This is a genomic window from Comamonas sediminis (assembly GCF_041107495.1).
GTDB classification, from domain to species: Bacteria; Pseudomonadota; Gammaproteobacteria; order Burkholderiales; family Burkholderiaceae_C; genus Comamonas; species Comamonas sediminis.
Genome location: NZ_JBGBDC010000003.1, coordinates 72,626 through 97,685, shown reverse-complemented (window position 1 = coordinate 97,685; position 25,060 = coordinate 72,626). Strand labels below are relative to the sequence as shown.

23 protein-coding genes are annotated in these 25,060 nt (G+C 63.6%); 18 read left to right on the top strand and 5 right to left on the bottom strand.

The window, feature by feature from the left end:
* Positions 1-245: 245 nt before the first annotated feature.
* Positions 246-2,195 carry a molecular chaperone HtpG gene (htpG, locus tag AB7A72_RS08095; RefSeq protein WP_369459585.1) on the bottom strand — a complete coding sequence of 650 codons (1,950 nt, stop codon included), beginning with the start codon at positions 2,193-2,195 and terminating at the stop codon, positions 246-248.
* Positions 2,196-2,599: 404 nt separating this feature from the next.
* Here htpG and AB7A72_RS08090 point away from each other — a divergent pair, with 404 nt between their 5' ends.
* From AB7A72_RS08090 to AB7A72_RS08055, 8 genes are all read left to right on the top strand, one after another.
* Entirely contained in the window at positions 2,600-4,753 is a 2,154-nt protein-coding gene (locus AB7A72_RS08090; protein WP_369459584.1) for a hypothetical protein, read from the top strand.
* 94 nt (positions 4,754-4,847) lie between these two features.
* Positions 4,848-5,468, top strand: a complete 621-nt coding sequence (locus tag AB7A72_RS08085; RefSeq protein WP_369459583.1) for a hypothetical protein — start codon at positions 4,848-4,850, stop codon at positions 5,466-5,468.
* A complete protein-coding gene (locus AB7A72_RS08080) occupies positions 5,468-6,139 on the top strand; it encodes a hypothetical protein (protein ID WP_369459582.1) in 672 nt (223 codons plus the stop codon). The genes AB7A72_RS08085 and AB7A72_RS08080 overlap by 1 nt, the downstream gene beginning before the upstream one ends.
* Before the next feature lie 12 nt (positions 6,140-6,151).
* Positions 6,152-6,643: a hypothetical protein gene (locus tag AB7A72_RS08075; protein ID WP_369459581.1), complete on the top strand. Its 492-nt coding sequence runs from the start codon at positions 6,152-6,154 to the stop codon at positions 6,641-6,643.
* Entirely contained in the window at positions 6,640-7,455 is an 816-nt protein-coding gene (locus AB7A72_RS08070; protein WP_369459580.1) for a fimbrial biogenesis chaperone, read from the top strand. Before AB7A72_RS08075 ends, AB7A72_RS08070 begins: the two co-directional genes overlap by 4 nt.
* Positions 7,452-8,114, top strand: a complete 663-nt coding sequence (locus AB7A72_RS08065; protein ID WP_239809686.1) for a hypothetical protein — start codon at positions 7,452-7,454, stop codon at positions 8,112-8,114. Before AB7A72_RS08070 ends, AB7A72_RS08065 begins: the two co-directional genes overlap by 4 nt.
* Positions 8,115-8,217: 103 nt before the next feature.
* Positions 8,218-9,522, top strand: coding sequence for an amidase (locus tag AB7A72_RS08060; protein WP_369459579.1), 1,305 nt, complete (start codon positions 8,218-8,220; stop codon positions 9,520-9,522).
* Between the two features lie 9 nt (positions 9,523-9,531).
* Entirely contained in the window at positions 9,532-9,990 is a 459-nt protein-coding gene (locus AB7A72_RS08055; RefSeq protein WP_239809688.1) for a hypothetical protein, read from the top strand.
* A 76-nt stretch (positions 9,991-10,066) separates the two neighbouring features.
* Here the strand turns inward: AB7A72_RS08055 and AB7A72_RS08050 are convergent, their stop codons facing one another.
* Positions 10,067-11,740 (bottom strand): pseudouridine synthase, encoded by a 1,674-nt coding sequence (locus AB7A72_RS08050; RefSeq protein WP_369459578.1) that lies wholly within the window; start codon positions 11,738-11,740, stop codon positions 10,067-10,069.
* Between the two features lie 332 nt (positions 11,741-12,072).
* Here AB7A72_RS08050 and AB7A72_RS08045 point away from each other — a divergent pair, with 332 nt between their 5' ends.
* Entirely contained in the window at positions 12,073-12,300 is a 228-nt protein-coding gene (locus AB7A72_RS08045) for a hypothetical protein (protein ID WP_369459577.1), read from the top strand.
* A 56-nt stretch (positions 12,301-12,356) separates the two neighbouring features.
* Here AB7A72_RS08045 and AB7A72_RS08040 read toward each other — a convergent pair whose 3' ends face one another.
* Positions 12,357-13,097 carry a Crp/Fnr family transcriptional regulator gene (locus tag AB7A72_RS08040; protein ID WP_021028675.1) on the bottom strand — a complete coding sequence of 247 codons (741 nt, stop codon included), beginning with the start codon at positions 13,095-13,097 and terminating at the stop codon, positions 12,357-12,359.
* 152 nt (positions 13,098-13,249) lie between these two features.
* Between AB7A72_RS08040 and AB7A72_RS08035 the strand changes: the two genes are divergently transcribed.
* The 9 genes from AB7A72_RS08035 to AB7A72_RS07995 all read left to right on the top strand — a co-directional run bounded on the left by AB7A72_RS08035 (position 13,250) and on the right by AB7A72_RS07995 (position 23,011).
* Entirely contained in the window at positions 13,250-13,777 is a 528-nt protein-coding gene (locus AB7A72_RS08035) for a DUF4822 domain-containing protein (RefSeq protein ID WP_369459576.1), read from the top strand.
* A gap of 92 nt (positions 13,778-13,869) precedes the next feature.
* A complete protein-coding gene (locus AB7A72_RS08030; RefSeq protein ID WP_021028674.1) occupies positions 13,870-14,124 on the top strand; it encodes an acyl-CoA-binding protein in 255 nt (84 codons plus the stop codon).
* Positions 14,125-14,498: 374 nt separating this feature from the next.
* Positions 14,499-16,445, top strand: a complete 1,947-nt coding sequence (locus AB7A72_RS08025; RefSeq protein ID WP_239809692.1) for an AMP-dependent synthetase/ligase — start codon at positions 14,499-14,501, stop codon at positions 16,443-16,445.
* A 25-nt stretch (positions 16,446-16,470) separates the two neighbouring features.
* Complete coding sequence (locus tag AB7A72_RS08020; protein ID WP_239809693.1) at positions 16,471-17,253, top strand: ABC transporter ATP-binding protein; 783 nt, start codon at positions 16,471-16,473, stop codon at positions 17,251-17,253.
* Positions 17,254-17,275: 22 nt separating this feature from the next.
* Positions 17,276-18,205, top strand: coding sequence for a branched-chain amino acid ABC transporter permease (locus AB7A72_RS08015; protein ID WP_312528173.1), 930 nt, complete (start codon positions 17,276-17,278; stop codon positions 18,203-18,205).
* Between the two features lie 15 nt (positions 18,206-18,220).
* Positions 18,221-19,285: a branched-chain amino acid ABC transporter permease gene (locus AB7A72_RS08010; RefSeq protein WP_239809695.1), complete on the top strand. Its 1,065-nt coding sequence runs from the start codon at positions 18,221-18,223 to the stop codon at positions 19,283-19,285.
* Positions 19,286-19,362: 77 nt separating this feature from the next.
* Positions 19,363-20,676 carry an ABC transporter substrate-binding protein gene (locus AB7A72_RS08005; protein WP_239809696.1) on the top strand — a complete coding sequence of 438 codons (1,314 nt, stop codon included), beginning with the start codon at positions 19,363-19,365 and terminating at the stop codon, positions 20,674-20,676.
* Positions 20,677-20,805: 129 nt separating this feature from the next.
* Positions 20,806-21,645, top strand: coding sequence for an ABC transporter ATP-binding protein (locus tag AB7A72_RS08000; protein WP_239809697.1), 840 nt, complete (start codon positions 20,806-20,808; stop codon positions 21,643-21,645).
* Positions 21,646-21,751: 106 nt separating this feature from the next.
* Entirely contained in the window at positions 21,752-23,011 is a 1,260-nt protein-coding gene (locus tag AB7A72_RS07995; protein WP_369459575.1) for a phenylacetate--CoA ligase family protein, read from the top strand.
* 365 nt (positions 23,012-23,376) lie between these two features.
* On the opposite strand, the gene AB7A72_RS07990 is transcribed toward AB7A72_RS07995, so the two are convergent.
* Together AB7A72_RS07990 and AB7A72_RS07985 are read right to left on the bottom strand one after the other, a co-directional pair.
* Positions 23,377-24,255, bottom strand: a complete 879-nt coding sequence (locus AB7A72_RS07990; RefSeq protein ID WP_369459574.1) for an FRG domain-containing protein — start codon at positions 24,253-24,255, stop codon at positions 23,377-23,379.
* Positions 24,256-24,441: 186 nt separating this feature from the next.
* Positions 24,442-24,774: a hypothetical protein gene (locus AB7A72_RS07985; RefSeq protein WP_369459573.1), complete on the bottom strand. Its 333-nt coding sequence runs from the start codon at positions 24,772-24,774 to the stop codon at positions 24,442-24,444.
* Positions 24,775-25,060: the final 286 nt, after the last annotated feature.

Here is a 25,060-nt window from a genome sequence, read left to right as displayed (position 1 = left end):
CGATATGTTAACAATTCTAAATTGTGATTTATCAGGGTATTGCAGGATAATCCGCCATCGAAAGTAAGCACTTCCCTTTCTTCATAAATACCGGTTCCCCGGCATAGACCGGTCTTGTTATTGCCGCTGTGCCGTGCAATAACCCTCTTCCTCGCGCAAGGATTTATCGGCATTCCAGCGGCAGAAAAACAAAAATCCCCACCGGGTTTTTACCCGGCGGGGATTTTTCTGGGAGGGCCGCTGCGTTATGCCAGCAGTGCGTTCACCCGTTTGACATAGGCGGCCGGGTCGTCCGGCAGACCGCCTTCGGCCAGCACAGCCTGGTCAAACAGGATCTGGGCCAGGTCATGGAAATGCACCGAGCCATCGAGCTTCTGGACCAGCGGGTGCTCTGGATTGACCTCGAGCACCGGCTTGCTCTCGGGGGCGGCCTGGCCAGCCTGCTTGAGCAAGCGGGCCAGCTGCAGGCTCATGCCGCTGTCCGAGACCACCAGGCAGGCGGGCGAATCCACCAGACGGCTGGTTGCACGCACATCCTCGGCACGGTCCTTGAGCGCATCCTTGAGCTTGGCCAGCACGGGCTTGAAAGCTTCGGCCGCTTCCTCGGCAGCCTTTTTCTCTTCCTCGTTCTGCAGCTTGCCCAGATCGACGGCGCCCTTGGCCACCGATTGCAGCGGCGTGCCGTCAAAATCCTGCAGGAAGTTCAGCGCCCACTCGTCGACCCGGTCGGTCATCAGCAGCACCTCGATGCCCTTTTTCTTGAAGACTTCCAGCTGCGGGCTGCTCTTGGCAGCGGCCAGCGTATCGGCGGTGATGTAGTAGATGGCCTCCTGGCCCTCCTTCATGCGCGCCTTGTAGTCGGCAAACGAGGTGTTCAGGCCTTCGTGCGTGGTCGATGCAAAGCGCAGCAGCTTGGCGATGCGGTCCTTGTTGCCAAAGTCCTCACCCAGACCTTCCTTGAGCACGGCGCCAAACTCGCTGTAGAAGCGGCTGTACTTGCCTTCCTTGGCCTTGTCGTCTTCGCTGACCACGTCCACCACGCCGTCACTGCCTTCGGCAGCCGCCTGGGGCTTGTCATGGCGGGCCAGGTCTTCGAGCATCGACAGCACCCGCTTGACCGAGCCATCACGGATCAGGCGCACATCGCGGCTTTCCTGCAGCAGCTCACGGCTCACATTCAGCGGCAGGTCCGCCGAGTCGATCACGCCTTTGACAAAGCGCAGGTACTGGGGCATCAGCGCCTGGGCATCGTCCATGATGAACACGCGCTTGACGTACAGCTTGATGCCCGCATGCTTGCCCTGCTGGTACAGATCGAACGGCGCCTTGGCGGGGATGTAGAGCAGCTGCGTGTACTCGGTATTGCCTTCGACGCGGTTGTGGCTCCAGGTCAGCGGGTCTTCATAGTCATGGCTGATGGCCTTGTAGAAATCCTGGTACTGCTCGGGCGTGATGTCCTTCTTGGCACGGGTCCACAGCGCGCTGGCCTTGTTGACGGTTTCCCACTCGCCCGTCTTGACCATCTCACCGGGTTGGCCGTTCTCGCCCTCTTTCCACTCTTCCTTCTCCATCAGGATGGGCAGGCTGATGTGGTCGGAATACTTGGCGATCACTTCCTTGAGCTTGTAGCCGTTGAGGAAGTCCTGCGCGTCTTCGCGCAGGTGCAAGATGATGCTGGTGCCGCGCTGGGCACGCTCGATCTGCTCGACCTCGAAGTCGCCCATGCCGCCGCTGGTCCAGCGCACGCCTTCCGTCGCCTGGGCGCCTGCGCGGCGCGACTCCACGGTGATCTTGTCGGCGACGATGAAGCCGGAGTAGAAGCCCACGCCGAACTGCCCGATCAGCTGCGAATCGGCCTTCTGGTCACCGCTGAGCTTGTCCATGAAGGCCTTGGTGCCGCTCTTGGCGATCGTGCCCAGGTTGTCGATGGCCTCCTGCGTCGTCATGCCTATACCGGTGTCGGTGATGGTCAAGGTCTTGGCATTGGTGTCATAGGACACGCGCACTTCCAGATCCGGCTGGTCACCGTACAGACCGCTGTCATTGAGCGCTTCAAAACGCAGCTTGTCGCATGCATCCGACGCGTTGGAGATCAGCTCGCGCAAAAAAATCTCCTGGTTCGAATACAGCGAATGCGTCACCAGGTGGAGCAGTTGGGCCACTTCGGCCTGAAAGGAATGGGTTTTTTTGGTCATGGGAGGTCAATCTTCATCAACACAGAACAAGGGCCTATATGGGTGCAGGCCGCGCCGCTTCAAGGTCGGGCGGTGCTTTTGGAATTGCTTATCCACTTGATCAATATCAACGATAGATTTATGACATGGACCGCTCATAAATGATGACGATGAACCGCAGAGGCCAGCTTCAATTATCTTTACAAAGAGCGCCCTTCAACTTTGTGATCTCCTCTGACACACTTAACGTTATGTATCAAATTTTGACAATTGATTGGTAGCAGCCACGCAAAATCAATGCAACGGTAGTTAACTCCTAATTACAAATGAATGTGATTGAGCGGTCTCCCTTCTTCAGCAGTACTGGTTTCCACCAGGCGCTGGCAGGGTGGGCGGCTCAGGGGGCATGGGTGCTGGGAATCGGTTTGCAAGCGGCCGCAGCACTGGCACAGGACCAGGCAGGCGCCAGCAGCCGGGTGGAGTCACTGAGCCCCGCAGAGGCAGAGCAGGCACGGCTGCGGGCCGTCATCGAGGCCGCACCGGCCGCTTACGAGGACCACTTCATGAGCGCCGATGAACTGACAGCCCTGCGGGCCGGAGATGCCCCAGACGTGGACCCCAGCACCCTGCCGCTGGGCCTGCGCAGCTGGGCGCTGGAGAGCCGCCTGGGGCTGGGCCAGTCCGACCACGGCAGCCAGGGCCAGCAGCGTGGCACCGAGCTGGGACAGCGCATCCTGTACCGCCAGCAGACCCTCAACCACGGCGAATGGATGCTGCAGGCCGATGTGCGCAGCATGCATGGCGGCCAGGATGCCTGGAACGGCATTGGCGCGCTCGGTTATGCCCGCAGGTCCAGCAGCCAGCGCATCACGGTCCAGAACCTGGATATGCCGGTGACACCCGGCATCCGCATGGACACAACGATCGGCGACAGCTACAGCGAGCTCACCCGAGGACTGGGCCAGAACTACCGCCTGATGCTGGGCACCAGCACCTTGCGCGGCCTGTCCACCCGCATCGGTGGTGCAGATTTCGACATCAGCGCCGGCATGGGCCAGCGCGGCGACCTGCTGGGAGGGCCCTACCCCGGTTTCGAGAAAAGCCAGGGCAGCGTGGCCTGGGTGGGTGCCACCCAGCGCCTGGGCGGTGCCTGGTATGCCGCCGCGCAGCTGAACCAGGCGCACAACGTGGCCGCCGTGGACTATGGCCTGTGGAACGAGCCGGGCAGCGGCAGCAAAAGGGTGAGCAGCTGGGCCGCCGCGCTCGGTTATGGCTCGCCCACGCAGCAGGATGGCGCGCTGCGCGGCCGGCTTACCGCGCTGGGCAGCACCACCCGCAGCGATTCTGCACAAGCGCCTTCCGGCAGTGCGCAAGGCCTGTACCTGGAGGCAGACACCAAGCTGGGCCGCTACCGCCATACCTGGGGCGCCTATGTCACCCGGCCCAACCTGCATTTTGGCGACTACCTGCTGCCCTCCGGCACCCAGGGCGCTTACTGGCGCCTGGACCACAACACCAGCCGCCTGAGCTGGGGGGCCGGGCTCGATGCAGAACGCATGCGCGCCAGCAATTGGCCGGCCCAGCAGGGCCAGACCCGCGTGGGGCTGAGCGGCAACCTGCACTACCAGATGGACCGCAGAACCGCGCTGGGCGGCAACCTCAACCTGTACCAGACCCGCTATGCGGGAGACAGCCAGGGCGGTGGCCTGAAGGGCAGGATGCGCAGCCTCTACGCCTATGGCTACTACCAGACCCGCTTTGGCGATCTGCCGCGCTCGCGCCTGAGCCTGAGCCTGCGCAGCAATGAGCAGATCGTGCTGGGCGATGGCACCGCCACCGGGCGCGAGCTGCAGTGGGAGCAGGACTGGATCCGCGCCCAGCGCGAGACCATGCGCCCCGAGCTGGTCACCACCCTGGGCTGGGCCGATGACCGCAGCAACGGCCGCGTCCAGCACTACCCGACGGCCGGCCTGCAAGGCCGTTACTGGGCCAGCAACAGCCTGAGCTTTTCCGGCAACCTGCGCTACACCTCGCAAAGCGGCGGCCTCTTCACCAGCCGGGGCCTGTCGGGCAACCTGCTGGCGGAAAAGCAATGGGGCCATGGCTGGAGCATGGGCATGGGCGTGCTGCTGAACCAGGCGCGCCTGGTCACCACGCAGGTGCTGGACTGGACCAGCCCGCAAATCTACCGCAGCAACGACAAGACCGCGTATGTCTATCTGCGCTGGGAAGGGGGCACCGGCCGGCCCTTTCCGGTGGCCGCAGGCACGCCCGGCAATGGCAGCGGCAGCGTCGGCGGCCGGGTGTTCTATGACGCCAACAAGGATGGACGCATCCAGCCGGACGAGTCGGGCGCGCAGGGCATCGAGGTGGTGCTCGATGGGCGCTACCGCACCACCACCGATGCGCAAGGCCGTTTCCTGTTCCCGATGGTCGGCATAGGCCGCCATCAACTCAGCATCACGCTCGACAGCGTGCCCCTGCCCTGGGGTGCTGCCGATGGAGCGGTACTGAGTGTCGATGTTCCGCTGCGTGGCGAAGCCCACGCCGAGATCCCCATCACCAAGGTGGAGGACTAGCCATGCAGCAGAACCCGGGCCTCCGCTTGCACGCCGTGCATCGTGGCGGCCGACTCCCGGCGCTGCGGCGCTTGCTCCTTGAAAGACGACAACCATGAAACACCCAAAACTGAATGCACTCGCGCAGGGCACTGCCCTCGCCCTGGCCTGCACCGGCCATGCACTGGCGGAGAGCCAATATGGCTTTTCCTCGGCCGGCACCGGCACCGTGACGGCCACCGCCAAGGTCAACCTGAGCGTGGTCATCCCCAAGCTGATCCTGCTCAAGGTCGGATCCAGCAATGCCCTGCAGGACACCGTCAGCTGGAATGCGGCGCTGACCATCCCGCCCACGCCCGGCACCACGCCCACGGCCACCGCCAACAACGTGCAGGTCCCCTGGGATGGCACCGCCCCGACCGTGGCGGTCACCCCCACGGGCAATGTGCTGGCGGTATCTGCCTGGACCAATGCCGGCACGGCCAACATCAATTGCGCCGTGGGAGCCTGGAGCCCCGCTGCCGGCGGCCCGCCCAACGCCAACTTCACCGTGGTGGCCGCAGGCGCCACGCCGGTGCCCCATCCGGGCGCCAACCTGGGCGCGTGCGCATCCACCACACTCACGCCCAACACCCTGTTGAGCGGCACCTGGACCTATGCACTGACCGGCACGGCCACCGCCTGGAGCGCCGGCACCTACACCGGCTCGGTCACCTACACGGCCACAGGCGTCTAATGCCCCAGCGCGATGCAACCACCACCGCGCATGCTGCCCTGCGGACCGCATGCGCACCGCTCGGCGCGGGGCTGGTGCTGCTCGCCTGCGGCATCATCGGGCCCGCCAACGCCGTCATCATCACGGTCAGCGACAACGCAAGCACCAGCAACTACGCGCTGTCGCTGCAGGTGGGGTCCGCTGCAGGGACCGACACGGTGCAGTTCAATGTCACGGGCAACAATGCGGGGCTCACACCCACGGCCGTGAGCGGATCACCCGCGATCGATATCTCGGTCACACCGGTGCGCCCGATCGTCTCTTCGGAAGTGGCCCGGCCCGTCACATTGCGGGTGGATTCCGGCACCGGGCTGATCTGCCAGAGCAGCTCCTGCGGCAGCACCATCATCCCGTTCAGCAAGATCAGCTGGACCGTCAGCAACAGCAGTGGCGCGGCCGCTGGTGATATCCAGAACGGCCAGTTCAGCGGTGCCAACAACCAGCAGCTGGCCAACTTCAATGCCAATGCCAACGTCTGCTCTATTCCAATCATCGTTCTTTGCCTGGGCACCTGGACCTACCAGTCCCGGAACCTGAGTGCCACGCGCTTGACCTTCCGCTATGCCAACGACACCTTCTACCCGGCAGGCACCTACCTGGGCACGGTGTATTTCACCGCGTCGATGGAATAAGGAGACAGGTCCATGCCCAGCTTTCGCCTTCGCTGTTGTGCTGCGCTGTTGGCCCTGGCCGGCGCCTGGGGCCAGAGTGCGCACGCCCAGGCCACCCGGCTGGACGACTCCAGCTCCCCGCGTGCGCAAATCCATGCAGATTTCCGCAACGCGCAGATGCTCGACCCCCACACCATCAGCCTGCCTTTCGGACGCGTGGAATACCGGCTGGCCACCGCCGCGTATATGGGCAGGCAGGCACGCATCTACTACGTCATCCCTTTGGCGGTGGCCGGCCTGCGCTCACCCATGGGCATGCAGGTGCAGTGGCGCAGCAGCGGGCTGTTCCAAGGCGGCATGGGCCGCCCCGGCGACCGGGTGCTGGTCTGGACCGGCACCGTGCGTGCGCCCTGGATCACCGAAAGCTTTGATTTGCAGCTGCGCCTGGACCAGCGCCAGTTGCAGATGGGCCGGGGTGGCAGCCTGCGCTTTGAATCCTACTTTGAGATAGAGACCCAGCCATGACCCTGATCCGCTTCTTCCAACGTTCCCTGTCGCTGGCCTTGCCCCTGGCCACCTGCCTGGCCCAGGCGGCCCCGTTCGAGATGGCGGTCTCCCCCTCGCGCTTTGAGCTCACGGCCAAGAGCGGCGAGCGACTGGGCCAGTCCATCGATCTGCACAACCTGGGCGCAGCCGCTACTGCGCTGTCGGTACGCACATTGGACTGGAGCTACTCGGCCGAGGGCCAGATCAGCTACCACGACGAGCTGCTGCCCGGCAGCTGCCGCCCCTGGGTGGCGCTGGAGCGCCGCACCGTCAAAGTACCGGCGCAGACCAAGCAGGCCTTTCGCTTCCAGGTCACGCCACCGGCCGATGCGCCGCGCGGCGAATGCCGCTTCATGATCGCCGTCGAAGGGGTGGAGCCGGCCCAGCAGACCATCATCCAGAGCGGGGGCGCCCACCTGAGCCTGCCGGTCACCGGCCGCATCGCCGTGGCCGTCTATGTGATGCTCGGCGGCGCCGAGCCCAAGCTCGAAGTGCAGCAGATCGGCATGCGCGAGATCGCCGGCAAGCGCAGCCCTGCGCTGACCGTGCGCAACACCGGCGATGCCCATGGCCGGCTCGAAGGCACGGTGGACGCCAAGGATGCGCAAGGCCGCGAGTTCATGCTGGCCGTTGAAGGCACGCCGATCATGCCTGGCCAGACCCGGCACCTGGCGCTGGTCCCCAAGGGGGAAGATGGCCAGCCTGCCATTCAGCCCCGTTACCCGATCAAGGCGAGCGGGATGCTGGACTGGGACAAGGGCAGCTTCAAGCTGAATGCGGAGTTCCCATGAACCCACTGCGCGGCCCACGGACACGGATGCGCCCGCTGCTGGCGCTGGCGCTCGCGGCTGTGTCTGCGGCTGCGCAGGCGGGCAGTGCCACGTCGGGCACCGGCAACCTGCCGCGCACCACGCCAGCGGTCGCGCTGAACTTTTCCATCCAGATCGACAAGTACCTGTTTTTCCGCGTCGGTGACGGTGCCTGGCCCACACCGGGCGGCACCACATCGCAGGTCGGCTTCAGCTTGAGCCCCAGCATCCCGGCGGTGCCCACCACGCCTGCCAATGGCAACAACACACCGGTCAATTGGAACGGTACCGCCCCGACGTTTGCAGTCGCCGCCAGCGGCAATGTGCTGCCGGTCGAGGTGCGCAGCAATGGCGGCCAGGTCAGCGTGTTCGCGACCGTGACCACGGCACTGACCAGCGGCGCCAACACGATTCCGATGAATGTGGTCAGCGTCACCAGCAGCGATTCGGCGCTGCCGGCGCCCGCCATTCCAGCCAGCGGCACCGGCACCAGCGTCAATGTCACCGGCGGCGGCACCGGTACGGTCAACAGCCTGGTGACCATCCGCACGGCCAACTGGACCTTTGCCTACAACAGCGCCGTCAGCCGCACGGCCGGCAACTACAGCGGGCAGCTGAGCTTTACCGCCGCCGTGCCGTGAGGTCCGGACAGGCGGGCGGCAGGTATCACTGCTGCGCCAGGCGGACCAGCGCCTGGTTATTGGTTACGATGGCAATCCCATCTGATTTTTGAATGATTCCGCCATGCCCACCAGCGCCGAACGCCTTGCCCACAGCCTGCAGACCCTGAACTCGCTGGGTGACGAAGCGCAGCGCATCTTCACCCAGCTCTACCCGGACGCCGCACAGGAAGCGGCGCAGGCCGCAGACCAGCGCGCAGCGCGCGGCCTGTCGCTGGGCCCGCTGGACGGCAAGCTCGTCTCCATCAAGGACCTGCTGGATGTGGCCGGCCAGGTCACGACCGCTGGCGCGAAAATGCGCCGCGACAGCGCTCCGGCCGCACAAGACGCGCCGGTGGTGCAGCGCCTGCGCGCTGCCGGTGCGGTGATCGTCGGCAAGACGAACATGACGGAGTTCGCCTTCTCGGGCGTGGGCATCAACCCCCACTTCGGCACACCGGGCAATGCCGCCGATGTGCTGCTCATCCCCGGCGGTTCTTCGTCGGGCGCCGGGGTCAGCGTCGGCCGGGGCCTGGTCGACATCGCCATTGGCTCGGACACCGGCGGCTCGGTGCGCATCCCCGCCGCCTTCAATGGCGTCACCGGCTTCAAGCCCACGCAAGCGCGGGTCACGCGCGACGGGGCGTTTCCGCTGTCCTACACCCTCGATGCGCTGGGCCCCTTGGCCCGGACGGTGGCCGATTGCGCGGCCGCCGATGCCATCATGGCCGGTGCCATCCCCCAAGCCCTGCCCCCGCGCAGCCTGCAGGGCCTGCGCATCGGCCTGCCCCAGGGCCTGCCCTGGACCGATTGCAGCGCCGAGGTGCTGGCCCAGACCGAGCAGGCCATCGCCAGCTTGCAGGCCCACGGCGCCAGCATCCGCAAGCTGCCCTGGCAAGCGTTGATGGCCGCCCCCGCACAGCTGCAAAGCGAGGGCACCTTGATTGCGGCCGAGGCCGCCGCGATCCACCAGCAGGCGCTGGTGGATGCGCGCGACGCCTTTGACCCGCGCGTGCTCTCGCGCATGGACAAGGGCCGCGCGCTGGCGGCGCCCTACTACATCCAGCTGCTGCAACAGCGCCAGCAATGGACCGCCAGGATGGACGCCGCCATGCAGGAGGTCGACCTGCTGCTGCTGCCCACCGTCGCCATCACCGCGCCGCGCATCGCGCCACTACTGGAAGACGACAGCGCCTTCTTCGCCGCCAATGCGCTGATTCTGCGCAACACCTCGATCTTCAACTTCTACGACCTGCCCGCCATCTCGCTGCCGCTGCCGCGTGTGGCCGGCAGCCTGCCGGTGGGGCTGATGCTGGTGGGCGCGCGCATGCAGGATGCGAACCTGCTGGCCCTGACCGCCGCCGCCGAGCAGGCGCTGGCCCAGCGCTAAGGACGCGCTATGGGACGCGCAAGCCTGCAATGGACCGATGAGATGCTGGCCGCCTTGGGCACAGACAAGGATGCGGTGCTGGCCGAGCGCTGGGGCACCAGCGCCAAGACGGTGAACCTCAAGCGCAACAGCCTGGGGATTGCCGCCTTTGGCCATGTCGAATGGACAGCGGAGATGCTGGCCGCACTGGGCCAGCACAGCGATGCCAGCCTGGCCGCCCAGTGGGGCATCAGCAAGGCCAGCGTGGTGGCCAAGCGTGGGGCGCTGGGCATAGCACCGCAGGACAGCAGCCGGGGCAAGCAAAGCCAGCACAGCTGGCAACCTAACGAGGTGATGCTGCTGGGCACCGCATCGGATGCCGATGTGGCCGCGCAGCTGGGCCTGAGCCTGGCAGCGGTGCGCAATGCACGCATGGCCCGGGGCATTGCCCCGGCCCGCCCGCACAAACCGCCAATCGCCAAAAACTAAGCCCCCTCGGACCCGTCAGGCCAGAGAGGGCTTTTCCAAGCCAGCGCCCTCGTCACGAGAGCGGCTGATAATCGGCTTAGAACTGCTCGTTCTCGCCCAGATAGCGCCACTGCCCCACCGGCAGATTGCCCAGCACCACGTTGCCGATGCGGATGCGCTTCAAGCCCACCACAAACAGGCCGACGGCCTCGCACATGCGGCGGATCTGGCGCTTCTTGCCTTCGCGCAGCACAAAGCGCAGCTGCTCGGGGTTTTGCCATTCCACACCAGCGGGCAGCAGGGCTTCGCCATCCAGGGACAGGCCGTGGCGCAGCAGCGCCAGCTTGTCTTCAGGGAAGTGCTGCTGCACATCCTGCTCGACAGCGCCATAGGTCACGCGCACCAGGTATTCCTTATCGACGTCGGAATCCTCACCAATGATGTGCTTGGCAATGCGTCCGTCCTGGGTCATCACCAGGAGGCCTACCGAGTCGATGTCCAGACGGCCGCAAGGGGCCAGGCCCTTGAGCTGGCTGAAGTTGAAGCGCGTCTTGCTGTGGTCCTCGCGCCAGTGGTTGGGCGGGTTGACCAGCACCACCGCCGGCTCATGGCCGTCTTCGGCCTGGCCGCTGACATAGCCCATCGGCTTGTTGATCAGAATCGTCACCTGCTGGGCCTGCAAATCCTGCGCCTCGCGCCGGATCTCGATCTTGTCGGTCAGCTCCACCAGCTGGCCCATCGTCGCGACTTCGCCGTTGACCAGCACCCAGCCGTTCTCGATCCAGGCATCGCCCTCGCGGCGCGAGCACAGACCCAGATCAGACATGCGCTTGTTCACGCGCACCTGGCCTTCGGCCTTCAGCTGCTCATTCTGGGCCTGGGCCTTGGCGGTCTGCATCGTGCGCTGGGGCCCATCGGCGCGCCAGACGTTGGATGGCATCTCGCGGCGCGGGGCATCCCGGCGCGGGGCATCCCGGCGCGGGGCATCCCAGCGTGGTGCTTCGTCGCGTGGACGCTCGGAGCGGAAGCCATCCTGGCGTGGGCCTGCGCCAAAGGAGCGGGGTCCGCCCTCGCGGGGGCCTTCCGAGCGGGGGCCAAAGCCACGGGGGCCTTCGTTGCGGCGGTCATCCTGGCGCGGGCCAAAGCTACGTGGGCCGTCATTGCGACGGTCATCCTGGCGTGGGCCTGCGGGGCGGCGGTCATCCTGGCGCGGGTCGCGCGATCCGGCGCCTACCGAGACAAAGTCACCGCGCCCGGCATAGGGGCGCCCGGCGTAGGGGCGCCCGGCGTAGGGGCGGCCAGCACCAGGGCCACCGGCATCCGGGCGACCTGCATAAGGGCGTGCATCGTCACGGCGGCCACCATCAGCGCGGTCGCCAAAACGGCGTTCCTGGCCAAAGCCACCGCCGCGTGCCTCACCACGGCCAAAACCGCCATCGCGGCTATCGCGGCCCGGCCTATCGAGGCCCGACCGATCGCGGCCCGGCCAACTATCCCGGCTGCCACGCTCACCACGGCTGTCGCGCGCGTCACGACCATCGCGGCCGTCACGCCCGTCCCGGCCTCCTCGGTCGCTGAATCGGCTGTCGCCGCCAGAACGAGGGCCTGTAGGGCGTGGGCCGCCAGCGGAACGCGGACGGTCCGCACCCGGGCCTCCGTCACGGCCACGCGCGACGGGAGCGGGCGCGGGTTTGCGGGTCAGGGTGAGTTTTTTGCGGCCTTCGCCATCGTCGGCGGCAGGAGAATCAGCTGGAGGGCGGGGATTTGACATAGCCCGCTATTGTCGCGTGTCTTGCCATTCCAAGCGAGGCGCACGGCTATGGCGGCTGTGGATAAGTCTGTGCACAAAGAGAGGCAACGCACGCTGCTGATTTTTTCAGCAGCGCTTACAACTTGATCCCTTCCTTACGTCAATGCCTGCGCGCTGGCCATGCGCCGCCTCTTGTCCAGGTTACCGCTCGCCCCCAAAGCCCGCCAAGCCTCTGCCCATGCGGCCTGGCGCGATATGCATCGGAATGCGTATAGATGTGAGCAGTGCAAGCACGCGCCATAACAGCAATTATTGAGGCGTAGCATGGACTTATTCATTCTTAGGAGATATACATGAAGCTCACAACCACCCACAACTCACCTCGCCCGGCGCTCTACTGGCTGCCCGCTGCTGCTCTGGTTCTCGGCGCTGCAGCCTTGAGCGGTTGCGATAAGGGTGCCTCCAACGCGCCGATGCCACGCGCCACGCCGGACAACACCACGCCCGGCGGCTCGATGCCCGCACCGCCACCAGCAGGGGCAACGCCCGACGCGCCAGCCGCACCGGCCACCAAGCCCTAAGAACCCGTTCAAAGACACTGTCGCGGCGCGAGGAGACTTTAAACAGGTTCTATAGGCTACAGATCGAAATCCGCCCGCTGCGGCTTGACCAGCCAGCCCTGCCCGCGCAGCGCTTGCAGATCGAGTACGCGCAGGCCACCGTATTCAATACGGATAAAGCCCTGGTGCTGCAACGCGGCCAGGGCTTCGTTCACCCGCTGGCGTGACAGGCCGACCAGGTAGGCCAGCTCCTGCTGCGTGATGCGCAGCACATCGCTGACACCGGGACAGAGCACCGGGTTGAACAGCGCAGCCAAGGTGCGGGCCACCCGTTCTTCGGGGCGGTTCAAGCGGTCAATCTCACGGGCGCTGATGAACTGCGCCAGCCGCTCGTTGAGCTGGTGCATCACAAAACGGTTGAATCCCAGCGAATGGTCGAGCAGCCAGTGGAAGGCATCGACCGGAATGCCGCAGACGGAGCTTTTGCGCAGCGCCTGGATGTCATAGCGGTAGATCTCGCGCTTGAGCGCGGTGCCCTCGCCAAACCAGCCCGTGCGTGGCAGGCCTGCAAAGGTCATCGTGCGGCCTTCGCTGTCTTCGGCACTCATCTTGAGCAGGCCCTCGATCACACCAAACCAGTACGTTACCGGCTTGCCGACGCGGCAGACATACTCGCCCGGCTCGGCCTCGGTCACCATCAGCTGGCGCACGGCATAGTCGCGCTCGGCAGGTTGCAGAACAGGGATCCACGGGATATCGGCCACTTCCGCAGCATGCGGGGCACGGCGGCGTTGGTAGAGAGAGGCATGCGGGCTCATGGCGGCCAAGAATGCCCGAGCCGGCACGGGCTGCAAAGAGGGACGCTACCAGGGTGGGCCCTGCACTTGTCACCTGCGCAGCAAGTAGGTTCTGCGCAACAGGCGGCCCGCTAGACTGGAGCGTTCATCGCTCAATGACTATCCAATCTGCCATGTCCGATCTGAACCAATCCCACTCCCCAACCATCGCAGCCCTGGCGCTGGCCGCCGCACTCTTGGCCCCTGGGTATGCGCTCGCTGCCCCAGCTTGCGCCGCTGCATCGCCTGACGCCCAGGTGCTGGCCGCTAAAACCTGGCTCACCACCGCCGTCTATGAAGGCGATGACCGCAGCACCAATCAGGTGGAACGCTACCCGGGTGTTGTCGGCATTTCGCTGTGGGATGCCTGCAGCAACCGCTACGAGTACTTTGACCCTGCCACCGGCCGCTCGCGCAGCCAGCAAGGCGGCGCCGGCTGGTTCTTCTTTACCGGCGACCGCCAGTACCAGCACACGGTGTCGGACAACGGCACGCAGCTGCGCCGCAAGATGGAGGTGATCCACCCCACCGAATTCACCTACTCGCGCCAGGTAACCAAGGACATGCGCGAGGGCCAGCCCTTGGTCACCATCCATGTCGTGCACACGCCCTATACCGGCGCCTTCCAGGTGCAGCCCAGCGCGGGCATAGGCACCAAGTAAGTGCTGCCCCGCGACGCCCCGCCGCAGCGCTCCATCGCAGGCTAAACTGGCAGCCCTGTACTCCGCACCCAACCACACACCAAGAGGTCCCCATGTCCGATCTGAACACCGCCTTTGAAGCCGCCAAGGAAGCCGCCCTGAACATGAGCGAGCGCCCCGATAACCAGACCCTGCTGAAGCTCTATGGTCTGTACAAGCAGGGCGCCCATGGCGACAACAACGAGCCCAAGCCCGGCTTTACCGACTTTGTCGCCTCGGCCAAGTGGAACGCATGGAACCAGTGCAAAGGCATGGCGCAGGACGATGCCAAGCAGCAATACATCGACATGATCCAGGAACTGCTCTAAGCATTCCGCGCCTGCAGGCGCTGGCCCGCGCCCGCCAGCCCTGCATGGCCTTGCCGCCCCTGCGCCCGCAGCAGCGCGGCCCGCCCTCCGAATCCCGGCCCCTCTCGGCATGGCGCATTCGGCTTCGGGCCCCCGTCCTCCGATACCGCGGCCCCCGCGCATCTCCATGCCTCCCCACTGCCTGGCCCAGCGCCAAGGCTGCGCCACGCGCATACGGCCGGCAAATCGGCAGGCCGCAGGAAAGTACCTACAGCGTTTTCCCGAAGATTGTCGTCATAAAGACAAAACAACGTCAAAGCTGAACCTACATTCGGTTTCAACAGGACGCAAGGCATGGCACTTGTGATCTACAAAAAACGGCATAGGAGACAACCATGTCAACGACATTTCCCAAGCTATTGCTGCAGCACGCTGCCCAGCGGCCCCAGGCCGCAGCATTGCGTGAAAAGGAATACGGCATTTGGCAGAGCTACAGCTGGTCCGCGTTGGCCGAGATGGTCGCCAAGATCGCAGCAGGCCTGTCGCAAGCGGGCCTGGCGCGCGGCGAGCACCTGGTGCTGATGGGTGCCAACCGCCCCCGCCTCTATGCCAGCATGCTGGCCGCTCAGTCGATCGGCGCCATCCCTGTGCCGCTCTACCAGGATGCGGTGGCGGCCGAATGCGTTTTCCCGCTGAACAATGCCGAAGTGCGCTTTTGCCTGGTCGAAGACCAGGAGCAGGTCGACAAGCTGCTGGAGCTGCGCGAGCACTGCCCGCAGATCAGCCACATCTACTACGACGACCCTCGGGGGCTGCGCAACTACGAAGAGCCCGGCCTGGCCTCGCTCGACAGCCTGATCGCCAGCGGCGCGGGCTTTGTGGCGGCCCACCCCGGCTGGTTCCAGCAGCAGGTCGAGGCCACGAACAACGGCGATGTGGCGGCGATGTTCTTCACCTCCGGCACCACCGGCAACCCCAAGGGCGTGGTGCATACCCACCGCTCGCTGCTGGAAAGCGCCTCGGCCGGCGCCGAGTTTGAGAAGCTCGGCCATGGCGAGGAAGTGCTGGCCTACCTGCCCCCGGCCTGGATCGGGCAGAACATCTTCAGCTACTCGCAATGGCTGGCCTGCGGCTATGTGGTGAACTGCCCCGAGTCCAACGCCACCGTGCAGATCGACCTCAAGGAAGTCGGCCCCACCTACTACTTTGCGCCGCCGCGCGTGTTTGAAGGCATCCTCACCAGCGTGATGATCCGCATGGAGGACGCGGGCCTCATCAAGCGCAAGATGTTCCACCACTTCATGGCGGTGGCCAAGCGCGTGGGCCCGGCGCTGCGCGATGGCAAGCCGGTGAGCCTGCTCGACAAGATCAGCTACAAGCTCGGCGACCTCATGGTGTTTGGCCCGCTGCGCAACAACATGGGCTTCAGCCGCGTGCGCGTGGCCTATACGGCCGGTGAGGCGATCGGCCCCGATTTGTTCAGCTTCTTCCGCTCCATCGGCATCAACCTCAAGCAGCTCTACGGCTCGACCGAGACCGCCGTGTTCGTCTGCATCCAGCCCGACAACCAGGTGTTTGCCGATACCGTCGGCAATCCGATTCGCGGCGTCGAGATCAAGATGGCCGAGAACGGCGAGATCCTGGTCAAATCGCCCGGCCTCCTGAAGGAGTACTACAAAAACCCCAAGGCGACTGCCGAGGTGCTGAGCGAGGACGGCTGGTACCACACCAGCGATGCCGGCTTCATGGACAAGAGCGGCCAGCTCAAGATCATCGACCGCGTCAAGGACGTGGGCCGCTTGAAGGGCGGCAGCAACGACGGCGCGATGTTTGCGCCCAAGTATGTCGAGAACAAGCTCAAGTTCTTCCCCTTCATCAAGGAGGCCGTGGCGCTGGGTGATGGGCGCGAGAAGGTCTGCGCGATGATCAACATCGACTTCGAGGCCGTCGGCAACTGGGCCGAGCGCCAGAACCTGCCTTACGCCGGCTACACCGACCTGGCGCAAAAGCCGCAGGTCTACACCCTGATCCAGAACTGCGTCGAGAAGGTCAATGCCGACCTGGCCACCGATGCGATGCTGGCCGGCAGCCAGGTGACGCGCTTCCTGATCCTGCACAAGGAGCTCGATGCCGATGACGGCGAGCTGACCCGGACCAACAAGGTGCGCCGAGGCTTCATCGCCGACAAGTACGGCGTGCTGGTCGATGCGCTCTACGCCGGGCGTAGCGAGCAGTTCATCGAGACCCAGGTGAAGTTCGAAGACGGCCGTACCGGCAGCGTCAGCGCCACCTTGAAGATCGCCGACGCCAAGACCTTTGCACCGCTGAAGTCGGTTGCCTGAGCGCCCAGCCAAGAGAAAGCCACCCATGAGCAAAAAAATCGGTGACGTCATTCTGGACATCAAGAACATCAGCCTGCGCTTTGGCGGCGTCAAGGCGCTGACGGATATCTCCTTCAACGTCAGGGAGCATGAGATCCGCTCCATCATCGGCCCCAACGGCGCCGGCAAGAGCTCCATGCTCAACTGCATCAACGGTGTCTACACGCCGTCGGAAGGCGCGATCAGCTTTCGCGGCCAGACCTTTGCGCACATGAACAGCCGCCAGGTGGCGGAGATGGGTGTGGCCCGCACCTTCCAGAACCTGGCGCTGTTCAAGGGCATGAGCGTGATCGACAACATCATGACCGGCCGCAACCTGCAGATCAAAAGCAACCTGCTGATGCAGGCGCTGCGCCTGGGCCCGGCCCAGCGCGAGGAGATCCAGCAGCGCGAGTTTGTCGAGCACATCATCGACTTTCTGGAGATCCAGGCCTACCGCAAAACGCCCGTGGGCCAGCTGCCCTACGGCCTGCAAAAGCGGGTCGACCTGGGCCGCGCGCTGGCGATGGAGCCCAAGGTGCTGCTGCTCGATGAGCCGATGGCCGGCATGAACGTCGAGGAAAAGCAGGACATGTGCCGCTTCATCCTCGATGTGAACGACGAGTTCGGCACCACCATCGTGCTGATCGAGCACGACATGGGCGTGGTGATGGACATCTCCGACCGCGTGGTGGTGCTCGATTACGGCAAGAAGATCGGTGATGGCACGCCCGAAGAAGTCCGCAATAACGAAGATGTGATCCGCGCCTATCTGGGCGCAGGCCACTGAGCACAGACCCCAGGGGACCGCAATGGCATTTTTTCTTGAAACTTTGTTTGGTGGCCTGATGGTGGGCATGCTCTATGCGCTGATCGCGCTGGGCTTTGTGCTGATCTTCAAGGCCTCGGGCGTCTTCAACTTCGCGATGGGCGCGATGGTGCTGTTTGCCGCACTGGCGATGGCCCGCTTTTCGGAATGGATCCCGAAGTGGCTGGGCATCGAGCCCGGCGTGCTCAGCATTGCGCTGGCGCTCGCCGTCGCGATGGTCATCATGGTTGGCGTGGCCTGGGCGATCGAGCGCTTTGCGCTGCGCTACCTCGTCAACCAGGAACCGATCGCGCTGCTGATGGCCACGCTGGGTATCGCCTACTTCCTCGATGGCCTGGGCCCGATGATCTTTGGCTCGGCGGTCTACAGCATCAATGTGGGCATGCCCAAGGACCCCATGTTCGTCATGGAAAGCCTGTTCCAGGGCGGCGTGCTGATCAGCCAGGAAGACCTGTATGCCGCCGGCATTGCCGCCGTGCTGGTGCTGGTGCTGAGCGTGTTCTTCCAAAAGACCAAGACCGGCCGCGCGCTGCGTGCCGTGGCGGACGACCACCAGGCCGCCCAGTCCATCGGCATTCCGCTCTCGCGCATCTGGGTCATCGTCTGGTCGGTGGCCGGCTGCGTGGCACTGGTGGTCGGCATCATCTGGGGCTCGAAGCTGGGTGTGCAGTACTCGCTGTCGCTGGTCGCCCTGAAGGCCTTGCCCGTCGTGATTCTGGGCGGCCTCACCTCGGTGCCCGGCGCCATCGTCGGCGGTCTGATCATCGGCGTGGGCGAGAAGCTCTCCGAGGTCTACCTGGGCCCCACGGTGGGCGGCGGTATCGAGACCTGGTTCGCCTACGGCCTGGCGCTGTGCTTCCTGCTGTTCCGTCCCCAAGGTTTGTTTGGTGACAAGATCATTGACCGCGTGTAAACGGAGACCTGACCTATGTTTTATCGTGAAAATGGCCAGTTCAAGACCAGCTACGCGGCCGATCAGCAGATCTTCCCGGTGCTGCAGGACAAGTGGGCCATGCTGGCCCTGCTGCTGGTGGCCTTTGTGCTGGTGCCCTTCGGTTTCAGCGATTACACCTTCAAGGCGGTGCTGATTCCGTTCCTGATCATGTCGCTGGGCGCCATCGGGCTCAACATTCTGGTGGGCTACTGCGGCCAGATCTCGCTGGGCACTGGCGCCTTCATGGCCGCAGGCGCCTATGCCGCCTACAACTTCCATGTGCGTTTTGAAGGCATGCCGCTGATCCTGTCGCTGATCGGTGGCGGCCTCGTGTCGATGCTGATCGGCGTGCTGTTCGGCCTGCCAAGTCTGCGCATTCGCGGCCTGTACCTGGCCGTCGCGACGCTGGCAGCGCAGTTCTTCGTCGACTGGCTGACCAGCCGTGCCGCCTGGGTGACGAACTACTCCTCGTCCGGCTCGGTCAGCGCTGGCAAGCTCTCGGTGTTTGGCATGGCGATCGAAACCCCGGTGCAAAAGTACCTGTTCTGCCTGGTGATTCTCTGCGTGCTCGGCCTGATGGCCAAGAACCTGGTGCGCAGCGCCGTGGGCCGCGAATGGATGGCCATGCGCGACATGGACGTGGCCGCCAGCGTGATCGGCATCCGCCCGATGTATGCCAAGCTCTCGGCCTTTGCGGTCAGCAGCTTCATCGTCGGCATTGCCGGTGCGCTCTGGGGCTTCGTCCACCTGGGTGCCTGGGAGCCCGCCGCCTTCAGCCTGGACCGCTCCTTCCAGCTGCTGTTCATGATCATCATTGGTGGCCTGGGCTCCATCGTTGGCAGCATCTTTGGCGCCGCCTTCTTTGTGCTGCTGCCCATCTTCCTGACCCAGGTGCCGCACTGGCTGGGCCTGCCGATCTCGACCGCCACCGCCACCTACCTGGAACACATGGTGTTTGGCGCGCTGATCGTGTTTTTCCTGATTGTCGAGCCCCATGGATTGGCCAAGCTGTGGGCCACGGCCCGCCAGAAGCTGCGTCTGTGGCCGTTTCCGCATTGAGTGTTTTTTACCGAGAGCAACGCAGAGTGTTCGCAAGTGGGGGTCACCAGCCCCAACAACCCTAAGGAGATAGAACCATGTCTTTCAAGAAAGCTGTGATCGCCGCTGCTACGGCAGCCCTGGGTCTGGGCGCAATGATGGCTGCCCCAGCCGCACAAGCCCAGGAGCAATTCGTTCCGCTGCTGGTCTACCGCACCGGCCAGTTCGCGCCGCTGGGCATCCCATGGGGTGACGGCAAGCAGGACTACCTCAAGCTCGTCAATGCCAAGGGCGGCATCAACGGCGTGAAGATCAAGTTCGAAGAGTGCGAGACCGCCTACGACACCGCCAAGGGCGTGGAATGCTATGAGCGCCTCAAGGGCCGCGACGGCGGCGCTGCCGGCTTTGACACGCAATCGACCGGCATCACCTTTGCGGTGACCGACAAGGCCGCAGGCGACAAGATGCCCGTCATCACCCCCGGCTACGGCCTGTCGCAATCGGCCGATGGCAAGGTCTTCGAGTGGAACTTCCCGCTGCTGGGCAACTACTGGACCGCCGCCGATTCCATCGTGCAGGACATCCTGAAGAAGGAGAAAGGCAACCTCAAGGGCAAGAAGATCGCGCTGGTCTACCACGACTCGCCCTATGGCAAGGAACCCATCCCGCTGCTGCAAAAGCGCGCTGCCAAGGAAGGCTTTGACCTGATGCTGCTGCCTGTGACCGCCCCCGGCGTGGAGCAGAAGTCCACCTGGCTGCAGATCCGCCAGAACCGCCCTGACTATGTGCTGCTGTGGTCGGCCGGCGTGATGACCCCGACCGCCGTGCGCGAAGCCCAGGCCACCGGCTACCCCCGCGAGAAGATGTACGCCATCTGGTGGGGCGGCTCCGACCATGACGTCAAGGACATCGGCGCCGGCGCCAAGGGCTACAACACGGTCACCATCCACAACACCGCCGAGCGCGACAAGGTGCATGACGACGTCAAGGCCTCGCTGTACGACAAGGGCCAGGGCACCGCGTCCGACCCCAAGGAACTGGGCCAGCTGGCACACACCCGCGGCATGGTGATCGCGATGCTGCAGGTCGAAGCCATCCGCACCGCGCAAGAGAAGTACGGCAAGGGCAAGGTCATGACCTCCGAGCAGGTGCGCTGGGGTCTGGAGAACATGAACATGACCCAGGAGCGCCTCAACGAGCTGGGCTTTGGCAAGATCATCCGCCCCTTCAAGACCAGCTGTGACAACCACCTGGGTGCCGACTGGGCCCGTATCGCCACCTGGGACGGCAGCAAGTTCAACGTCACCTCGGACTGGTACCAATCGGACAAGAGCCTGATCGACCCGCTGGTCAAGGAGTACGCCGACAAGTACGCCAAGGAAAAGAACGTGACGCCACGTTCCTGCAGCTAAAGCTGCGTGGTCCCCGGGCCTGGTGGCCCGGGGCCTCTCGTGGCAGGCCCCTGGCGCCCTTCCCCTGCGGAAGGCGCCCGCTCCCCGGGGCCGCCCGCCCTCCATTTTGTTGAGAGATCAGGTGACGGCATGACCGAATCCCCGCAAACAGCTTCCACCCCATCCGCAGCAGCGCCGCTTCTGGTCGTCAACGGCATCGAGGTGATCTACAACCATGTGATCCTGGTGCTCAAAGGCGTCTCGCTGTCGGTGCCGCGCGAATCGATCGTCGCCATCCTGGGCGGCAATGGCGCTGGCAAGACCACCACCTTGCGCGCCATCTCCAACCTGCTCAAGGGCGAACGCGGCGAAGTCACCAAGGGCAGCATCGAGCTCGAAGGCGAGCGCATCGAGGCGCTGACCCCGTCGGACCTGGTCAAGCGCGGCGTCGTGCAGGTGATGGAAGGCCGGCACTGCTTTGCCCACCTGACCATCGAAGAAAACCTGCTGACCGGCAGCTACACCCGCACCAGCAAGGGCGAGATTGCCGCCAACCTGGACAAGGTCTACAACTATTTCCCCCGCCTCAAGACGCGCCGCACCAGCCAGGCGGCCTACACCTCGGGCGGCGAGCAGCAGATGTGCGCCATTGGCCGCGCGCTGATGAGCAACCCGCGCCTGGTGCTGCTCGATGAGCCCTCGATGGGCCTGGCTCCGCAGATCGTCGAAGAAGTCTTCAACATCGTGCAGGACCTGAACCAGAAGGAAAAGGTCACCTTCGTGCTGGCCGAGCAGAACACCAACATGGCGCTGAAGTACGCCGACTACGGCTACATCATGGAGAGCGGCCGCATCATGATGGACGGCGCAGCCAAGGACCTCGCCAATAACGAGGACGTCAAGGAGTTCTACCTGGGCATGGGCGGCGGCGAGCGCAAGAGCTTCAAGGACGTCAAGAGCTACAAGCGCAGAAAACGCTGGCTGGCCTGAAACCCGCCCCCAACGATCCGACTACCGCGCCGGCTGATGCCCCGATGCCGGCGTCTGCGGCAGATTCGCCCCCAAAAATACCGATCACACGTCCCGGAGAAACCGCATGAGCCAGCACTACGACGATCTGGAGTCCCGCGCCCCCGCTGCCCGCGAAGCCGATCTGATGGCCCGCCTGCCCGCCCAGATTCGGCACGCCCAGCAACACTCCCCCGCCTTTGCCAGCATCCTGCAAGGCGTCGATGCCGCCCGCATCACCAGCCGCGCCGCGCTGGCGCAGTTGCCCGTCACCCGCAAGCATGAGCTGCTGGAGCGCCAGAAGGCCGAACGCGCCCAGCACCCGGGCCGCGCCATCTTTGGCGGCTTCAACACTGCGCCGTTTGGCCGCGCCATGCCGCGCATGTTTGCCAGCCCCGGCCCCATCTATGAACCCGAAGGCCAGCGCCCCGACTACTGGCGCATGGCCCGCGCCATCTATGCGGCGGGCTTTCGCGCCGGCGAGCTGGTGCACAACAGCTTCAGCTACCACTTTGTGCCCGCCGGCTCGATGATGGAATCGGGCGCCCAGGCGCTGGGAGCCACCGTGTTCCCCGCCGGCACCGGCCAGACCGAGCAGCAGGTGCAGGCCATGGCCGACCTGCACCCCCATGGCTACATCGGCACGCCCAGCTTTTTGAAAATCATCCTGGAGAAGGCCGAAGCCCAGGGCCAGCGCATTGCATCGCTGACCAAGGCGCTCGTCTCCGGCGAGGCCTGCCCGCCGTCGCTGCGCGACTGGTTCAGCGCCCGAGGTGTTGCCGCCTACCAGTGCTACGCCACCGCCGACCTGGGCCTGATCGCCTACGAGACCGAGGCCCGCGAAGGCCTGGTGCTGGACGAGAACGTGATTGTCGAGATCGTGCGCCCCGGCACCGGCGACCCGGTGGCCGAAGGCGAGGTCGGCGAGCTGGTCGTCACCACCCTCAACACCGACTACCCGCTGATCCGCTTTGGCACCGGCGACCTGTCCGCCATCCTCCCCGGCCAATGCCCCAGCGGCCGCACCAACACCCGCATCAAGGGCTGGATGGGCCGCGCCGACCAAACCACCAAGGTGCGCGGCATGTTTGTGCACCCCGGCCAGATTGCCGAGGTCGTCAAACGCTTCCCCCAAGTGCAAAAGGCGCGCCTGGTCGTCAGCGGCGCGATGGCCCAGGACCAGATGACCCTGCAGGTGGAAACCACCGAGCTGGGCGCGGGCCTGGCCGACCAGATCGCCGACGCGGTGCGCGACATCACCAAGCTGCGCGCCGATATCGCGCTGCTGCGCCCGGGCGAACTGCCCAATGATGGCAAGGTAATTGAGGATGCGCGGAGTTATGACTGAGTGGGCTGTTATGCAACGGGCGGGGGAGCAGAGGCCATTGAAGGTGACTGCCTATCGTCCCATCCGCTGCTTCTGATTTATTCACCGCAAGATTTGCGGTGAATAGCGCCTTTAAACACCGCATGGATCGGCTGATTTCCAGTTAGAGCCATGATTTTTCTAGCGCAGGTGCGATTGGCGTACGACGCGACCGAACTCTTGCGCTTCGAGCGATCTTGATTTTGAAAGTCGCAGAACGACCCTAAGCAGAATTTCGGGAGGGCCTCGCAGCCCCGTAGCAGTCCTTTGCACTTAGGACAAAAGCTGCTCAACGTTTGCGACCAGACGCCTCCACGGTCCGCAGAACAAAAAGTTGAAGTGCTATGTCATAGATCAAATGGTTCCAGATTCCTCGCGACTTCTAGCCATGAATACTTCATTGACTCGCAGAGCCCTTCCAACCCTGGAAATAGGCGCTTTGCACTCATTCCCACCTGCACTAGCTGATTGACCACCTTGTAATAGCTATCGTTTTCGTTATCAAAGACAAATTCAACCCAAGGCGTGTTATGAGGCTTTATGGTCTTCACCGGGGAAAGATTCTTGCCCAGCCAATCCTCAATGTCCAAGTCGATGCGGCTTGGCACCATAAATAGACCGTCTTGGGCCTCTTGTCTTGGATTGAGTTTGGAACCATCAAAAAAGCCCACGAAATCTACAGCTGCAGGTTTAGCTCCAATACCATATTCCTCTGTTTTTGGATTCAACGGCGGAGCGACTTTTTCGTACTGAGGGAGTTTTTCGCGAGCTATTTTTGCGCGTCCACGAACAGTGTCTATGTGCAACGCGTGGATGCTATACGGCCCCGTACTCTTGCCTGACTCACGCAACGCAAAATAGAGGGCTGCAGCAGGATTGAATGTGAAGTCTAAGAGCCTTGTGGGGCTTCCGTAGTGCTGCATCAACGCAAGCCACGTAAGCTTATCGCTTGAGTCTGGAAGATGAGTAAGATGAATGTGCGCAGCTCCACGAAATCGATTGATCTGAGCGCGCTCTCTCGGATACCAACTCGAAGATCGGATCGCTTTCCCTCGATGATTTTGAAGGAAACGATCAAGACTAGACTCCAGCTTCCAGTTATTTGGACCATCGTCAGCAAAGCGCGAGTGGCCTCGGTAAACCCAGTTCCTTCTGCCCATTTGTTCAACTTGCTTGAAGTAGTCGTGTGCATCCTTACAGTGAATCTTTTTGGGCAACGTGCTCATATGTGTTTTGCCTTCTAACAATGGAGTTAAGCGATTAGTGCGCGAAGCCAGGCGAGCACTTTTTCAAAGTATGTCCCCAGTGCAGCACCCAGAACCAGCGTCACTAGCCACAAAAAGCCCGACGCGAAGCGACGCCCAGTCCTCCCTCTCTCTGACTGGGCCACAAGTTCTTGTCTAAGAGCATCTTCAACCTCCTGTCTTCGCAAGGGCTTCGTACTTCAAAGCTAACTGCTTCTTGTCTTCGATTTCCGAAAGAACCTTGTCTAATTGCTGAGTTTGAGAGCCAAGTTCAGATTGCAATTGCGAGATGATTGCGCTTGCCTGTTCAAGGTGACCCCGAGCTTCAAGCACGCGCACACGAGCCGCTCTTTCATCAGTAGGCTCAGGCACTAGATCGGCGAAATATTTCCCAACAGCATGCGTAGCAACTTGGCGAATCTGGACGACAGTGAAGAGGCGACCTGTGATTGCCCGGATTGCCTCGGCAGCGATTGCGTTGATAAAGTCAGGGAAGAGCATCTCTTTGGTTCCAACGTGATGTAGATTGCGAAACCTGCGTGACTAACCAACATTGGCGTGATAAACCGTTCATCGAATGGTCCCGAAAGTGGCTTAGTGTCTTAAATTGCAGCCCTGGCTTATGCTATTTTGTACGTGCATTAACATAACTGACAAACCAAGCGAAAAATCTACTTTTCCAAAAAATTTGGGAAAGAAAGAGATATCCCCAAAATAAAACCTGACGACAGCTTTGGGGGTCAACCCCGACTGTTCGCTATTAGCCGATCCGCAACTGTCGCAGACC

Bases quoted from the DNA above. Each gene is read 5' to 3' on its own strand.
- AB7A72_RS08045 (WP_369459577.1), top strand. From the start codon at position 12,073: ATGAAGCTCACAACCACCCACAACTCACCTCGCCCGGCGCTCTACTGG.
- AB7A72_RS08030 (WP_021028674.1), top strand. From the start codon at position 13,870: ATGTCCGATCTGAACACCGCCTTTGAAGCCGCCAAGGAAGCCGCCCTG.
- AB7A72_RS08085 (WP_369459583.1), top strand. From the start codon at position 4,848: ATGAAACACCCAAAACTGAATGCACTCGCGCAGGGCACTGCCCTCGCC.
- AB7A72_RS08070 (WP_369459580.1), top strand. From the start codon at position 6,640: ATGACCCTGATCCGCTTCTTCCAACGTTCCCTGTCGCTGGCCTTGCCC.
- AB7A72_RS08055 (WP_239809688.1), top strand. From the start codon at position 9,532: ATGGGACGCGCAAGCCTGCAATGGACCGATGAGATGCTGGCCGCCTTG.
- AB7A72_RS08060 (WP_369459579.1), top strand. From the start codon at position 8,218: ATGCCCACCAGCGCCGAACGCCTTGCCCACAGCCTGCAGACCCTGAAC.
- AB7A72_RS08075 (WP_369459581.1), top strand. From the start codon at position 6,152: ATGCCCAGCTTTCGCCTTCGCTGTTGTGCTGCGCTGTTGGCCCTGGCC.
- AB7A72_RS08020 (WP_239809693.1), top strand. From the start codon at position 16,471: ATGAGCAAAAAAATCGGTGACGTCATTCTGGACATCAAGAACATCAGC.
- AB7A72_RS08080 (WP_369459582.1), top strand. From the start codon at position 5,468: ATGCCCCAGCGCGATGCAACCACCACCGCGCATGCTGCCCTGCGGACC.
- AB7A72_RS07985 (WP_369459573.1), bottom strand. From the start codon at position 24,774: ATGCTCTTCCCTGACTTTATCAACGCAATCGCTGCCGAGGCAATCCGG.
- AB7A72_RS08050 (WP_369459578.1), bottom strand. From the start codon at position 11,740: ATGTCAAATCCCCGCCCTCCAGCTGATTCTCCTGCCGCCGACGATGGC.
- AB7A72_RS08005 (WP_239809696.1), top strand. From the start codon at position 19,363: ATGTCTTTCAAGAAAGCTGTGATCGCCGCTGCTACGGCAGCCCTGGGT.
- AB7A72_RS07995 (WP_369459575.1), top strand. From the start codon at position 21,752: ATGAGCCAGCACTACGACGATCTGGAGTCCCGCGCCCCCGCTGCCCGC.
- AB7A72_RS08065 (WP_239809686.1), top strand. From the start codon at position 7,452: ATGAACCCACTGCGCGGCCCACGGACACGGATGCGCCCGCTGCTGGCG.
- AB7A72_RS08000 (WP_239809697.1), top strand. From the start codon at position 20,806: ATGACCGAATCCCCGCAAACAGCTTCCACCCCATCCGCAGCAGCGCCG.
- htpG (WP_369459585.1), bottom strand. From the start codon at position 2,195: ATGACCAAAAAAACCCATTCCTTTCAGGCCGAAGTGGCCCAACTGCTC.
- AB7A72_RS08025 (WP_239809692.1), top strand. From the start codon at position 14,499: ATGTCAACGACATTTCCCAAGCTATTGCTGCAGCACGCTGCCCAGCGG.
- AB7A72_RS08040 (WP_021028675.1), bottom strand. From the start codon at position 13,097: ATGAGCCCGCATGCCTCTCTCTACCAACGCCGCCGTGCCCCGCATGCT.
- AB7A72_RS08035 (WP_369459576.1), top strand. From the start codon at position 13,250: ATGTCCGATCTGAACCAATCCCACTCCCCAACCATCGCAGCCCTGGCG.
- AB7A72_RS08015 (WP_312528173.1), top strand. From the start codon at position 17,276: ATGGCATTTTTTCTTGAAACTTTGTTTGGTGGCCTGATGGTGGGCATG.
- AB7A72_RS08010 (WP_239809695.1), top strand. From the start codon at position 18,221: ATGTTTTATCGTGAAAATGGCCAGTTCAAGACCAGCTACGCGGCCGAT.
- AB7A72_RS07990 (WP_369459574.1), bottom strand. From the start codon at position 24,255: ATGAGCACGTTGCCCAAAAAGATTCACTGTAAGGATGCACACGACTAC.